The 13056-nt window shown below is 68.0% G+C and carries 14 protein-coding genes; 7 read left to right on the plus strand and 7 right to left on the minus strand.

What is annotated here, in order from left to right; translation table 11 throughout:
- Window positions 1-2: 2 nt before the first annotated feature.
- Window positions 3-557 carry a DUF4334 domain-containing protein gene (locus tag ACWDUN_RS28890; protein ID WP_449934187.1) on the minus strand — a complete coding sequence of 185 codons (555 nt, stop codon included), beginning with the start codon at window positions 555-557 and terminating at the stop codon, window positions 3-5.
- 35 nt (window positions 558-592) lie between these two features.
- Window positions 593-2968: an ATP-binding cassette domain-containing protein gene (locus ACWDUN_RS28895; RefSeq protein ID WP_449934189.1), complete on the minus strand. Its 2376-nt coding sequence runs from the start codon at window positions 2966-2968 to the stop codon at window positions 593-595.
- A gap of 126 nt (window positions 2969-3094) precedes the next feature.
- Between ACWDUN_RS28895 and ACWDUN_RS28900 the strand changes: the two genes are divergently transcribed.
- On the plus strand, window positions 3095-3457 hold the full coding sequence (locus ACWDUN_RS28900) for an NYN domain-containing protein (RefSeq protein ID WP_449934256.1): 363 nt from the start codon (window positions 3095-3097) through the stop codon (window positions 3455-3457).
- A gap of 1 nt (window position 3458) precedes the next feature.
- Here the strand turns inward: ACWDUN_RS28900 and ACWDUN_RS28905 are convergent, their stop codons facing one another.
- Window positions 3459-5018 (minus strand): class I adenylate-forming enzyme family protein, encoded by a 1560-nt coding sequence (locus tag ACWDUN_RS28905; RefSeq protein ID WP_449934190.1) that lies wholly within the window; start codon window positions 5016-5018, stop codon window positions 3459-3461.
- A gap of 21 nt (window positions 5019-5039) precedes the next feature.
- Window positions 5040-5741, minus strand: coding sequence for a DUF899 domain-containing protein (locus ACWDUN_RS28910; protein ID WP_449934192.1), 702 nt, complete (start codon window positions 5739-5741; stop codon window positions 5040-5042).
- Between the two features lie 95 nt (window positions 5742-5836).
- Here ACWDUN_RS28910 and ACWDUN_RS28915 point away from each other — a divergent pair, with 95 nt between their 5' ends.
- Both ACWDUN_RS28915 and ACWDUN_RS28920 read left to right on the plus strand, forming a co-directional pair.
- The gene (locus ACWDUN_RS28915; RefSeq protein WP_449934194.1) at window positions 5837-6169 is read left to right on the plus strand and encodes an ArsR/SmtB family transcription factor; all 333 of its coding nucleotides are present in this window, start codon (window positions 5837-5839) and stop codon (window positions 6167-6169) included.
- A complete protein-coding gene (locus ACWDUN_RS28920) occupies window positions 6166-6603 on the plus strand; it encodes an SRPBCC family protein (RefSeq protein ID WP_449934196.1) in 438 nt (145 codons plus the stop codon). The genes ACWDUN_RS28915 and ACWDUN_RS28920 overlap by 4 nt, the downstream gene beginning before the upstream one ends.
- Here the strand turns inward: ACWDUN_RS28920 and ACWDUN_RS28925 are convergent.
- Window positions 6573-7544, minus strand: a complete 972-nt coding sequence (locus ACWDUN_RS28925) for a hypothetical protein (RefSeq protein ID WP_449934197.1) — start codon at window positions 7542-7544, stop codon at window positions 6573-6575. The two genes, ACWDUN_RS28920 and ACWDUN_RS28925, sit on opposite strands and share 31 nt — an antisense overlap.
- Before the next feature lie 555 nt (window positions 7545-8099).
- On the opposite strand from ACWDUN_RS28925, the gene ACWDUN_RS28930 reads away from it, so the two are divergent.
- The 3 genes from ACWDUN_RS28930 (at window position 8100) to ACWDUN_RS28940 (ending at window position 10732) form a co-directional block, all read left to right on the plus strand.
- On the plus strand, window positions 8100-8303 hold the full coding sequence (locus tag ACWDUN_RS28930; RefSeq protein ID WP_449934199.1) for a cold-shock protein: 204 nt from the start codon (window positions 8100-8102) through the stop codon (window positions 8301-8303).
- Between the two features lie 144 nt (window positions 8304-8447).
- The gene (locus ACWDUN_RS28935; protein WP_449934201.1) at window positions 8448-9092 is read left to right on the plus strand and encodes a dihydrofolate reductase family protein; all 645 of its coding nucleotides are present in this window, start codon (window positions 8448-8450) and stop codon (window positions 9090-9092) included.
- A 59-nt stretch (window positions 9093-9151) separates the two neighbouring features.
- Window positions 9152-10732, plus strand: a complete 1581-nt coding sequence (locus ACWDUN_RS28940) for a threonine/serine ThrE exporter family protein (protein ID WP_449934203.1) — start codon at window positions 9152-9154, stop codon at window positions 10730-10732.
- A gap of 5 nt (window positions 10733-10737) precedes the next feature.
- Here the strand turns inward: ACWDUN_RS28940 and ACWDUN_RS28945 are convergent, their stop codons facing one another.
- Window positions 10738-11859, minus strand: coding sequence for a TIGR03364 family FAD-dependent oxidoreductase (locus ACWDUN_RS28945; RefSeq protein ID WP_449934205.1), 1122 nt, complete (start codon window positions 11857-11859; stop codon window positions 10738-10740).
- Between the two features lie 189 nt (window positions 11860-12048).
- On the opposite strand from ACWDUN_RS28945, the gene ACWDUN_RS28950 reads away from it, so the two are divergent.
- Complete coding sequence (locus ACWDUN_RS28950) at window positions 12049-12675, plus strand: hypothetical protein (protein WP_449934207.1); 627 nt, start codon at window positions 12049-12051, stop codon at window positions 12673-12675.
- A 3-nt stretch (window positions 12676-12678) separates the two neighbouring features.
- Here ACWDUN_RS28950 and ACWDUN_RS28955 read toward each other — a convergent pair whose 3' ends face one another.
- Window positions 12679-13044 carry an RNA-binding S4 domain-containing protein gene (locus ACWDUN_RS28955; protein ID WP_449934209.1) on the minus strand — a complete coding sequence of 122 codons (366 nt, stop codon included), beginning with the start codon at window positions 13042-13044 and terminating at the stop codon, window positions 12679-12681.
- Window positions 13045-13056: the final 12 nt, after the last annotated feature.

Genomic DNA, 13056 nt, shown 5'->3' on the forward strand with positions numbered 1-13056 from the left:
GGTCACTGCACCGGTAGTGAGTTGTTGCGCCGCAGCACGAAGAAGTACGGCCGGGTGGCGCCGCGGTAATCCATCGCGCCCAGCACGGTGTCGTCGTCCACCTTGCGGAAGACGTCATTGATCGGCAGGTTGTCATAGATCATGGTGGCGCTGTCCACGTCGCGGTAACGCGTGGTGCGCAACCGCGCCTTGGCCGAGCGGGTGCGAAGCGCCGGTCGCAATGCCGAAATCGGCTGCACCAGAGACAGATTCCGTACAGCGGGAACCTTGGTCGCCAGGCCCAGGCCGCCGAAGGCCAGCACCGGGTTCAGCGCCCACAGCGCCGTGCCGCCGTCCTTGGGGAACAGCAGCGGGTGCACGGTCTCCTCGTCGACGAACTGCTTGCCCCACCAGCCGCTGGCCTCCAGTAGTCCGTCCATCGGATGCGCGGTCGGCAGCTCGGCACCCTGCCAGGTGCCGATCATGAAGGCCGGTTCGACCGGTGGCGCGGCGTCGAAGGCGGCCGTGGCCTCGGCGGTGGTGGTGGGCACGGTGGTCAGCACATCCTGGGCAAGCATGCCGACAGCATACTTGACAGGTGTCAAGCTCTCAATCAGCCGATATAGGCAGCCAGGTGCTCGCCCGTCAACGTCGTACCGGCCGCAACCAGATCGCGCGGAGGTCCCTCGAAGACGACGCGACCGCCGTCATGACCGGCGCCCGGACCCAGATCGATGATCCAATCGGCATGCGCCATCACGGCCTGATGATGCTCGATCACCACCACCGAGCGCCCGGCGTCCACCAGGCGGTCCAGCAGTGCCAGCAGTTGTTCGACATCGGCGAGATGCAGGCCGGTGGTCGGCTCGTCCAGGATGAACAGTGTTCCGGCGTCGGCGCCCTTGTCGGACAGACGCGCCGCCAGCTTCAGGCGCTGCCGCTCACCGCCGGACAGGGTGGTCAGCGGTTGTCCCAGCGTCAGGTAACCGAGCCCCACATCGGCCATGTGTCCCAGGATCTTCTGCGCCGCGGCGACTTTAACCTCGCCGTCGTCGAAGAATGCGACGGCCTCGCTGACCGGCATGGTGAGCACCTCGGCGATATTGCGACCGGCCAGGGTGTATTCGAGCACCGCGGCCTGGAACCGCCGCCCCTCGCATTCCTCGCAGGGTGACTCCACGGTGGCCATCACGCCGAGTTCGGTGTAGATGACACCCGCGCCGTTGCAGGCTGGGCATGCACCCTCTGAATTGGAGCTGAACAGCGCCGGTTTCACCCCGTTGGCCTTCGCGAAGGCCTTGCGGATGGGGTCGAGCAGGCCGGTGTAGGTGGCCGGGTTGGAGCGCCGCGATCCGCGGATCGCCGTCTGGTCGATGGACACCACACCGTCGCGACCCGCCACCGAACCGTCGATCAGCGAGCTCTTACCCGACCCGGCGACCCCCGTGATCACCACCAGTACACCCAGCGGGATGTCGACGTCGACATTGCGCAGATTGTGGGTGTCGGCGCCGCGTACCGCCAGCGTGCCGGTGGGTTCGCGCACCGAATCCTTCAGCGCGGCGCGGTCGTCGAGGTGCCGACCGGTCACGGTGGAGCTCTTGTGCAGACCATCGACCGAACCCTGGTACACCACCTCACCGCCGGCGGTGCCCGCGCCCGGGCCGAGGTCGACCACATGGTCGGCGATGGCGATGGTCTCGGGTTTGTGTTCGACCACCAGCACGGTGTTGCCCTTGTCGCGAAGCTGCAGCAGCAGATTGTTCATCCGGGCGATGTCATGGGGGTGCAGCCCGATGGTCGGTTCGTCGAACACGTAGGTGACATCGGTCAGTGCCGAACCCAGATGTCGGATCATCTTGACCCGCTGCGCTTCTCCGCCGGACAGGGTGCCGGCCGGACGATCCAGCGACAGGTAACCCAGACCGATCTCGACGAAGGAGTCCAGGATGTCGCGCAGCGCCGACAGCAACGGCGCCACTTGTTTCGATGATGTCCGGGCCGCCAGATCGGCGATCCATGTGGCCAGGTCGGTGATCTGCATGGCGTATACGTCGGCGATGCTGACATCGTTGATCTTGGAGGACCGTGCCACCTCCGACAGGCGGGTCCCGTCGCAGTCCGGGCAGGTGGTGAAGGTGACCGCGCGCTCGACGAAGGCGCGGATATGCGGTTGCATCGCGTCGAGATCCTTGGACAGAAAGGACTTCTTGATCTGCGGGATCAAGCCGAGATAGGTCAGGTTGACACCATCGATCTTGAGTTTGGTCGCCTCCTTGTACAGCAGCGCGTCGAGTTCCTTCTTCGTGAACTCGTTGATCGGCTTGTCCGGGTCGAAGAAGCCGCAGCCGTTGAAGATCCGGCCGTACCAGCCCTCCATGCTGAATCCGGGAATCGTCAAGGCTCCGCCGTTGAGCGATCTGGTGTCGTCGTACAGCGCAGTCAGGTTGATGTCGTTGATCGCGCCACGGCCCTCGCATCGCGGGCACATGCCGCCGACGATGCTGAATTCGCGACGTTCCTTGACCGTGCGGCCGCCCTTCTCGACGGTCACCGCACCGGCGCCGCTGGCCGAGGCGACATTGAACGAGAATGCTTGCGGCGAGCCTATATGCGGTTGCCCGAGCCGGCTGAACAGGATGCGCAACATCGCGCCGGTGTCGGTGGCGGTGCCGACGGTGGAGCGCGGATCGGCCCCCATCCGCTGCTGGTCGACGATGATCGCGGTGGTCAGGCCGTCGAGCACGTCGACGTCCGGGCGGGCGAGAGTCGGCATGAAGCCCTGCACGAACGCGCTGTAGGTCTCGTTGATCAACCGCTGGGATTCCGCGGCGATGGTGTCGAAGACCAGCGAGCTCTTACCCGAGCCCGACACTCCGGTGAACACCGTCAGGCGCCGCTTGGGAAGTTCGATGTCGACGTTCTTGAGGTTGTTCTCCCGCGCTCCGGTCACCCGGATCACGTCGTGACTGTCGGCAGCATGCGGCATGGTCAGGGCAACTCCTGGATTCGGATGGTGGTGCCTGCAGATGTGACGGTGATCCGGCGCAACTCGCGCAGCCGCGCCTCATCCACTCCCGCCACCATGGTGATGTTGCCACGTACCGTCACCACGGTGCGCTACATCGTCGATGCCATGAACGTGGTCGGGGCCCGGCCGGACGGCTGGTGGCGCGATCGCCCCGGCGCGCTGCGCGCCCTGGTGGCCAGATTGGAGGTCTGGGCCACCGCCGAGGGGATCGATGTGACGGTGGTACTGGAGAAACCGCAGCCGATCGTTTCCGCGGTGATCACGGTCGCCCACGCGCCCGCACCCGCGGCGAACTCCGCCGATGACGAGATCGTGCGTCTGGTGTGCGCCGCGACCGACCCGGGCGGTCTCGTCGTCGTCACCTCGGATGCCGCGCTGGCCGACCGGGTACGCGCGGCGGGCGCAAACACCTTGCCCGCAGGTACGTTCCGCACGCTGCTGGACTGACTCACACCGTCGGCAACTCACCCTCGAGCACCATCGCGAGCAGCTTCTTGCGGTCGAACTTGCCGCTGGGCAGCGTCGGAATCCGGTCACCGTCGGCCAGCACCCAGCGGGTCGGGACCTTGTATGCCGAGAGCTGTGCGCGCGCCTGCGTGCGCAATTCCGCCACATCGATCTCCGGCTCGGCGGGCACCAGTACCGCGCACACCTCCTCGCCGCGCTCGGCATGCTCGACACCCACCACGACGCACTGCGCCACCTGCGGCAGCCCAGCGATGACCGCCTCCACCTCCAGCGGTGAGACGTTGGCACCGCCGGACTTGATCAGATCGGTGGCACGACCGACGTAGAACAGGCGCGGGTCGCCGTCTCGTCGGTAGACGCGGTCGCCGGTGTGATACCAGCCGTCGGCATCGAATACCTCATGTCGTTCACGCTTGTTGTATCCCGCCATCACCCCGACACCGCGGATCAGCAGTTCACCGGTCTGCCCGTCGGGGACGGACAGACCCTGCTCGTCGACGATCGCAAGCTCGGTGTGCACGAATCCGCCCGCGGTCTCGGACATGGTGCGATGCACCGGATAACCGTCGGGGACGTCGGTCATCGCGATGTCCAAGGGGCCCTCGCGCAGCATCGGTGCGCTGGACAGATCGCGCCCGGCGAAGCTCGGGTGCTCGCGCAGGCGCTGGGTGAAGGCGGGCCAGCCGACCACTCCGGTCGCGCGCTGCGACTCCACGAGGTCCAGCGCGGTGCCGGGATCAAGCTTCGGCAGCACCAGCAGGGTGATCGAGTCGTGCAACGCGCCCATGGCTGCCAGCAGTCCACCGATCCAGAAGAACGGCATGGCACACAGGATTCGGGGCCGCTGCGCCGGCTGTGCGGCGTATCCGGTGACTGCCCGTACCGCGGCGGGCCAGCCCGAGGTCTGACGAACCAGCGTGCCGTGGCTGTGCAACACCCCCTTGGGGTCGGCGGTGGAGCCCGAGGTGTGCACCATGACGGCCAGGTCGGCCGGTGACACCTCGGCCTCGACGGCGGCCAGGATGTCCGGAGACACCGCCTCGGTCAGGTCTGCCCATCCGGTGGCCCACTGGTGATCGCCGGTCTCGGTCATGACGATCTGACGCAGATACGGCGCGGCAGTCACCGCCAGGCGACCGTGATGCTGCCGGCCGAGTCCGGGTAGCGCCGTCTCGAGGCGTTCACCGACGTCGATGCTCAGCACCCGGCCAGGGGCGATCAGTGTGCCGATATCGGCCAGCCGCAGCACCTTTGCGATCTCGGCCGGCGCATACAGCGTGCTGAGCGGGACGACCAACGCACCCACCCGTGACAATGCCAGCCACCACAGCACCCAGTCGATGTCATTGGGGAAGAACAACCCGACCCGACTGCCCTTGCCGATGCCGGCGCCCAGCAGTCGGCAGGCGATCTCGGCCGATCGGGCATCGGCATCGTGATAGGACAGCCGGCCGTCGGGCGTGACCAGGTAGGTGTCCTGCCCGGCGGCGCGGACGCGCTCGGCGAGCAGGGCGGGAACGGTCAGCGGCGGCGGCGTCACCGTTCGATCATGACCGATGTGTCACCCGGCGCACGATCGGCAGCCACCGGCGGGTCGCTCGTAGGCGTCGTTCCAGCGCCACCACTCATACGGCGGGGACTGCGGATAACCGGTGGGGGAGTCCTCCCAGGTCTCCTGGCGTCCGAGGGCGGTCATGTCCAGGAAGGCGAACGTGTTCACGAAGACCTCGTCACCGCGGTTGTCGATGAAGTAGGTCCGGTAGACGTCGTCGCCGTCCCGGAAGAAGGCGTTGGTCCCATGCCACTCGTCGACGTCGAAGTCGGCGTCGAAGGTGCTGTCCGCCGCGATGGTGAACCACGGATGGTGCCAACCCATGCGTTCCTTGATCCGGTCGATATCGGCCTGTTCGGCGCGTGACACGTAGACCAGGGTGGTGTCACGGGCGTTCAGATGGCCGAGGTTGCCGATGTGGTCGGCCATCAACGAACAACCGACACAGCCGTGTTCGGGCCATCCTTCGACCCCGGGGTCCAGGAATGCCCGGTAGACGATCAACTGGCGGCGGCCGTCGAACAGATCGGCCAGGGTGACCCGACCCTGCGGTCCGTCGAACGCGTAAGACCCCGAGACCGGCGTCCACGGCATCCGCCGGCGCTCGGCGGCCAGGGCATCTCTGAGCCGGGTCAGTTCCTTCTCCTTGACCAGGAGTTCGGCGCGGGCGGCGGCCCACTCCTGGGCGCCGACGATGGGTGGTGTCTGCATCTCGTCCTCCGATCGAAGCGACACAATCGTTCAACAGATCGATTGAATGAATCCATTGCCGAGCACATCACACCGACCCGGGTATGGTCAACAGAATGGTTGAAGATCAAGTGTTGGACCGGGCCTACGCGGCGCTGGCCGATCCGACCCGCCGTCGACTCCTTGAGGTGCTGCGCGACGGTGACGCCCGCATCACCGACCTCGCCGCGCCGTTGCCGATGACTTTCGCCGGGGTGTCCCGCCACATCGGGGTGTTGGAGAACGCCGGACTGGTGACCCGAGAGGTGCGTGGACGCGAGCACTGGCTCTCGCTGCGCCAGGACGGTCTGTCACAGGCGGCTCAGTGGATGGGCGAGCAGACCGCCTTCTGGTCGACGCGTACCGATGCGCTGGCCGCACGGTTGCGCCGCAAGAAGGCCGACCGGTGACCGAGGCGCCGACCGTGCGGGTGCAGCGCATCATGCCTGCCGTTCCCGAGGACGTGTTCGACCAGTGGTTGGACCCGGATGCGTTGCGGGACTGGATGTGTCCGCGTCCGACTCGGGTTCTCGCGGTCACCGTGGAGCCACGGGTGGGTGGTGCGTACCGCTTCGATCTGGATGACGAGGGTGTCAGCGTGCTCATCACCGGGCAGTTCCTGACCATCGAGCGGCCGCGGCTGCTCCGGTTCACCTGGGCCAATTCGTACTGGGCGGATCCCACCGCCGCCAGCGTGGTGTCGGTGACCTTGGAGCCGGTGCAGGATGATCAGACGCTGATGCGTATCGACCATGCGATGTTGCCGCCCGAGGAGTACGACAACTTCCACGCGGGCTGGGTCAAGACCGCCGATCAGCTCGCGGATTCGCTGAGCGCCAGATGATCTGACGGCGAAGTTGCGGTGCCGGGCTGCTGGAAGCGTAGCCAGTCCCGATCGGGGAGGGCGCGGCGCTGCCGCGGTGTGGACGTCGCCGCCACCGCCTCGATGAGGGCGCGCGGAGGCATGAAGCGCGTGAACACCGCATACGGTCGATCGCTGGTGTACACGAACGTCACCGAATAACGGTCCTGCCGCGTCGGAGCTTTCAACCGGTGGATGACACGACCGGTGTCGGCGTACACGGCGGTGCCTGCCGTCCCGGTCGCCTGTCTCCACCCCATGCGTGGCGAGACGGCCGCGACGGCATCGTCGGTGAGGAATGTGATCCCCGGACGGCAACGAAGCGCACGGCGCGCGGTCGCACTCGCCGCCACGGGCAGATACTGGAAGGGCCCGGTGCCGCAATCGACATCGTTGAGATAGATGATGATCTTCAGCATGCGGTGGTCCTCGGCGTCCAGATGCCACTGCCGTGCCTGCTGCATCCCCTGCGCCGTCCGTACCCGTTCGACCTTCACCTCCAATCCCAGATATCGCACGGGCTGACCGATCAGTCGTTCGGCGATGTCGAGGTTGGCCTCGGCCAACCCCCACCGGTACAGCGATTCGACGGTGTCCGGCCGGTCGAGGGGCAGATGGGCCACCGGTTGATCGGTTGCGGCGGTCTTGAGTTCTTCGATGGCCCGGGCGATCTCGTGGCGGGCCGCGCAGTTCATGCGCACCTGCCGGCTGGCCACTCCCTCGACGTTCAACCGGTCCACGAGTTGTTCTTCCCGATCGCGCAGGGCCGGCAGCGCGGCATCATGCCGCGCCGCGCACCGCTCCCGGTGCCGGGCGCACACCGGCAGTTCCCCGATGCGGCGAACCAGGTCGACCATCCGCAGTCGCATACCCGAGGTGCGATTGTCACGCAGCACGACGACGCGGCGTTGAACCCAGGTCACCTGTGAGCCCTTCTCTGACGGACGCAGGGGCCGTCGGCCGGCTGCGCAAAAAGCTTGAGAGCACGATGTATTCGCCGATCATAGGGACGTCTGCGCAGCCGGCGCACATCGGTGTTCGGCGCCTCGGCAGCCGCGGTCGCGGAGCGGCCGAACGCGCAAATATCGTTCGGTTCGCAACGATTGGCGCGGAGCGGGACAAAAGCCGGGATGACGATGCACCCGATGGCCTGCGCTCGCCGATCGGTTGATTGCCTCGCTCGCCCAGGCAAAATCGTCCACCGATACGCATGGGTGCTCGCGCAGTGAGGTACCGGCGCGTCGCCTTGATTAGGTGATCGCGCCACGCATGGGTAGGCTGGGCCGGTACGTCGCGAATCGATCACGACGTGTCTGTCTTCGGCCGAGTCGCGGCCGGGTGTCAGCACCACCCTCGAACAACCCGTGCCGGCGACTGCACCCCACCGCGAGCATTGCCTCGACCCGGCGATCGTCGATCGCTCCACCAGACTTGGCCGTCATGACATTCGGCCATGTGAAAAAGAAGGAAGTACGACCATGGCAGAAGGAACCGTCAAGTGGTTCAACAGCGAAAAAGGCTTCGGCTTCATCGCTCCTGACGGCGACGCAGCAGACGTCTTCGTGCACTACTCCGAGATCCAGTCCGGCGGATTCCGCAACCTGGAGGAGAACCAGCGAGTGAAGTTCGACATCACCCAGGGCGCCAAGGGCCCCCAGGCCGTCGGCGTCACCGCGCTCTAGACCGCGCGTCCTACGAACCCCCGTGCAGCCGGTTCCGGCGGCACGGGGGTTCTGCGTATCAGCGGCCCTGCCTGCGATCCGGTCGCGATGAATTTCTGCGCGCATGCTGGTCTGATCACCAGCACCGACGTCGAGGAGGAACCGATGGCCCAATTGCTGCGCGTACAGAATTTCGTGGTGTCCCGCGACGGCTACGGCGCCGGCCGCGATCAGAGTCCGGAGCGGCCCTTCGGCCATGCCGATCCGGAGGTCATGATGTCGTGGGCGGGGGCCACCGCGAGCTGGCCCAACCGCACCGAACCCGGCGGCACCCGCGGCATCGACGACTACTTCACCCGGGACTTCGCCCGCAATATCGGCGCAGAGATCATGGGACGCAACAAGTTCAGCCCCCATCGTGGCCCGTGGGCCGATCACGAATGGCGGGGTTGGTGGGGTGATCGACCGCCGTTTCACACCCCGGTGTTCGTGCTGACCCACCACGTGCGGCCATCGTTCACCCTGTCGGACACCACCTTCCACTTCATCGACGCCGAGCCCGCGGTTGCGCTGGCGCAGGCACAGGCGGCTGCCCAGGGTAAGGATGTCCGGCTCGGCGGTGGGGCGCAGACCATTCGCGAGTTCCTCGACGCCGGGCTGATCGACACCCTGCATGTGGCGGTCGCGCCGATCGACCTCGGCGGCGGATCGCGGTTGTGGGGGTCCTCCGACGAGTTACTCGATACGTTCCACCGCGATGTCGTGCCCAGCCCCAGTGGTGTGACCCACCACGTGTTCTGGCGGCGCTGATCGCGCTCTGGCGCGCCGGTGGTACCGCGACCGCGCCGAGCGTCAGTATGGTGTCGGCAATGGCTCCCGATCACACGGAAGACACCGCGGACAACGCGCGGGCGCGCCGCGGCCTGCGCGGCGCGTTGCGCGGGCGACGTGACCCCGCCCCGATCGCCGGACAACGCCGACGCAGTACCAATCGGGTCGGTGATGTGCACACCCGCAAGGTGTTGGACCTGACCATTCGGCTGGCCGAGGTCATGCTGTCCTCCGGGTCCGGCACCGCCGACATCGTCGCGACGGCGCAGGACGTGGCGCAGGCCTATCAGCTCAGCGACTGCGTCGTGGACATCACCTTCTCGACCATCATCGTGTCGGCACTGCCCACCGCCGACAGCCCGCCGGTGACGATCGTCCGGGCCGTGCGGCACCGCGCAACCGATTACACGCGACTGGCCGAATTGGACAAGCTGGTGCGACGCATCACCTCCGGCGGTGTCACGGTCGAGCAGGCCCATGAGGCGATGGATGTACTGAGCGAAAGTCCTCATCCGTACCCACGCTGGTTGTCGACCGTCTACTGGGCCGGTTTCGCCCTGGGCATCGCGATGTTGCTCGGTGGCAACTGGCTGGTCTGCATCCTTGCCGCACTGACGTCGGCCGTCATCGACCGAGTCGGCCGCGTGCTGAACCGGTTCGGCACGCCGTTCTTCTTCCAGCACGCCGTCGGTGCCGCCATCGCCACCCTGGTCGCCGTCGCCGCCTATCGCCTCGCCGATCAGGGCCCGACGGCCCTGGTGGCCACCGGCATCGTCGTGCTGCTGTCGGGCATGACGCTGGTGGGCTCGGTGCAGGACGCGCTGACCGGGCACATGGTGACCGCGGTGGGCAGACTCGGTGACGCGCTGTTCCTGACCGCGGGCATCGTCGTGGGCATCGTGGCCGGTCTGCAGCTCGCGGCGGTGGCGGGTATCACCATCGCGTTGCACGTCGATGCGACGCAATCGATCATCGTGCCGAGCGGGCCGGTGGAGATCGGCGTCGCGATATTCGGCGCCGCTCTGGCCGGAGTGTGTCTGACCCTTGCCTGCTACGCGCCGGTGCGATCGGTGGTGCCGGCGGGCATCGCGGCCGGCGCGGCGCAGGCCGTGCTCATCGGGCTGGGCCATATCCAGGTGGGCGTGGTTTTCGCGACCGGGATCGCCGCGGTCGGAGTCGGTCTGCTGGCGACCTTCATCTCGATCCGCCGGCAAGCACCCGCGCTGGTGACGGCGACAGCCGGTATCACCCCGTTGCTGCCGGGTCTGGCGGTCTTCCGGGCAGTGTTCTACCTCGCCGTCGACGAGCGCTTCTTGGACGGGATCGCGCAACTGATGTCGGCGGTGGCCATCGCGCTGGCCATCGGCAGCGGCGTGGTGATGGGTGAGTTGATCGGATCACCGCTGCGTTATCGCGCGGGCCGGATCGGCGACTTCGTCCGGATCGAAGGGCCGCCGGGCCTGCGGCGCGCGGTCGGTCGCGTGGTGCGCCTACAGCCGGCGGAGAACCCGTCCACGTCGGGGCCGGCCGTCGCGCGGGCACGCAGCGTCGCCCTGGAACCCGAAACGGCGGATCAAACCGGCGACGGCACCCAGGACGTCGAGCCGGACAAGGTCTGACGGTGCTACAGCGCGTCCAGGGTCTGTGCGGCCAGCCCGAAGGCCAGCGTCATGCCCAAGCCCGTGGTGACCGTCACCGAACTGACATTCGGCCCGTGCTCGGCGCGCAGGATGTCGGTGCGTGCACTGGACGCGTAGACGCCCTGCCAGCGCTGTAACACCCGCAGCCGGTCCACACCGAGGATGCGCGCCACGCCCGCGAGCAGATGCTCGGAAACCTGTTCGTCGATGAACGGGTCCGCGGTGATCCCGTAATGGTGCGAATCGCCGACGAGCAGGCTCCCGTCGGGGCGGCGGGTGAACATCAGGTTGGCGCCCAGGGCCAGCAGCTCCGGGTTGTTGTGTTCGAGTTCGGTCCGCACCGCGGTCGCCGACGGCAGTCCGGCCATCCCGCCGTAGCGCAGCATCGAGGTTCCGGTCAGGACCGCCGCGTCCTGGGTGTATCCGGTGGGTGCGTCGACCAACGCCATCTGCAGTCGGCAGCGCAGGACGTCGTTCTCCTCGGCGGTGACCGGGTACAGCCGGTCCAGATCGTGGCCGACGCAGACCACGACGTGCCGGCCGCGCACCTCGCCGCGACTGGTGTGCACCACGCCGTCGGCGCATCCCAGCGCCGTCGTGCGCCAGTGGAACCGGACTTCGGGCTGCGCGGCGAGCCAGTCGGCGATCGCCGCGACCGTGCTGCGCGGATCCACCCGCAGATCGGCGGGCAACCAGGCGGCACCGACGATATCCGGGTCGGCGGGCCGATCGGGGCCGCTGAGCCGTGACCTCGTCTCGTCGGCGGTGAGCAGCCGCACCGCCTCCTCGCCGCGCGCATCGCGGAATTCCTCCAGCAGCGCGGCCTCGGCGGCGCTGCGGGCCAGCACGATCGCACCCGCCTCGGGCGCCCAGAATCCCGCCAGCTCGGCCGTGCGCAGCCATCCGCGCCGGGACCGCTGCGCGATCTGGACCAGAGCGGTGTCCTGGGCGGTGATGCAGGCATGCCCGAAGTTGCGCACCGAGGCGCCGACGGCCTCGGTGTCGCGTTCGATGATCTGTACCGACAGGCCGCGGTGCACGGCTTCGGCGGCGTGGGCGAGCCCGATGATGCCGGCGCCGACGACGACCAGATCTGAGCTGTGCATGGCGACATCCTTGGAGACCGGGCCCATCGGGGCGCACGCGGGGTGGATCCGTTCACCTGCGGTTTGCCTGCCGGACAGTTACCTGCGTGCATCGTGTGACGGGAGGGCCGTGAGACGCTAGCCTTCTCGCAGGCGTGCCCGAGGCGCGATATCGGGCACCGGGTTGACCGGAGAGGACGTGTATCGGTGATGACCGAACGAGGACGGGTCGGATTCCGGCTCGCGGTTGCGGGTGCGCTGGTGGCCGGTGGCGCACTGGCCGCGGCCGCGGCCGCCGGTGCCGAGCCCGCGGTGCCACCCGGTGAGCCGATCCCGCCGGGGCAACCGGTGGTGCTCGGGCCCGGTGAGATGCCGATGGCCGCTCCGGCCCCGCCTCCGGTGGGCGCACCGCCGGTGCCGGAGATCAACAATCCCGTCTACGGGCAGGGACAGACTCCGGGCGCGGGCGGTTACATCAGGGACCTGTGGCGCGCCTTCAACAACGGTAATCCGATGGACGCGTTGATGACCGGACCGGAGGGCGTGCCGAGCGGGGCGCCTCCGGGGGCCGGACCGGCGCCCAAACTTCCGCCCGGTTACACCTCGCTGACGGATCCGGCATCCTCGACGCCGGCCACCGAACGGGTTCCGAATGTCGGTGGGCCGCCGCTGCCACCGGGATTCGTGTCGCTGTCCGATCCGGCCCCGCCTCCGGAGGTTCTGCCGGTCGGGGCGCCGGGTGCTGCGCCGGCCGGTGTTCCGCATCCGGCGGCACCGCCGCCGCCTCCGGTTCCGGTCGGCCCGCCGCTGCCGCCGACGATCATCGCCGACCAGTAGCGCTCAGCGCAGGCTCGCCCGCCATTTCTCCAGGGCGCGCCGTTCCCGCTTGGTCGGGCGCCCGGCACCGCGGTCGCGGACGGCCACGGCGATGTCCTTGACCGGTTCCGGTGCCGGGGTGCGGTCCAGATAGCAGGTCACCGCATCGGCGGCGCCGACACGCTTCTGGATCACCCGCACCACGTCGACGATGCGGGTGCGGTCGCCCACCCGGGCCTGCACCCGGTCACCGGGGGACACCGTGGTCGACGGCTTGGCCACCCGGTCGTTGATCCGGACATGGCCGCCGCGGCACGCGGTCGCCGCGTCGGGACGGGTCTTGGTCAGCCGGACCGCCCATAGCCAGCGGTCGATGCGCGTCGACTCCATCGACCCATGATC

This window comes from Mycobacterium sp. NPDC003323 (genome assembly GCF_053589535.1).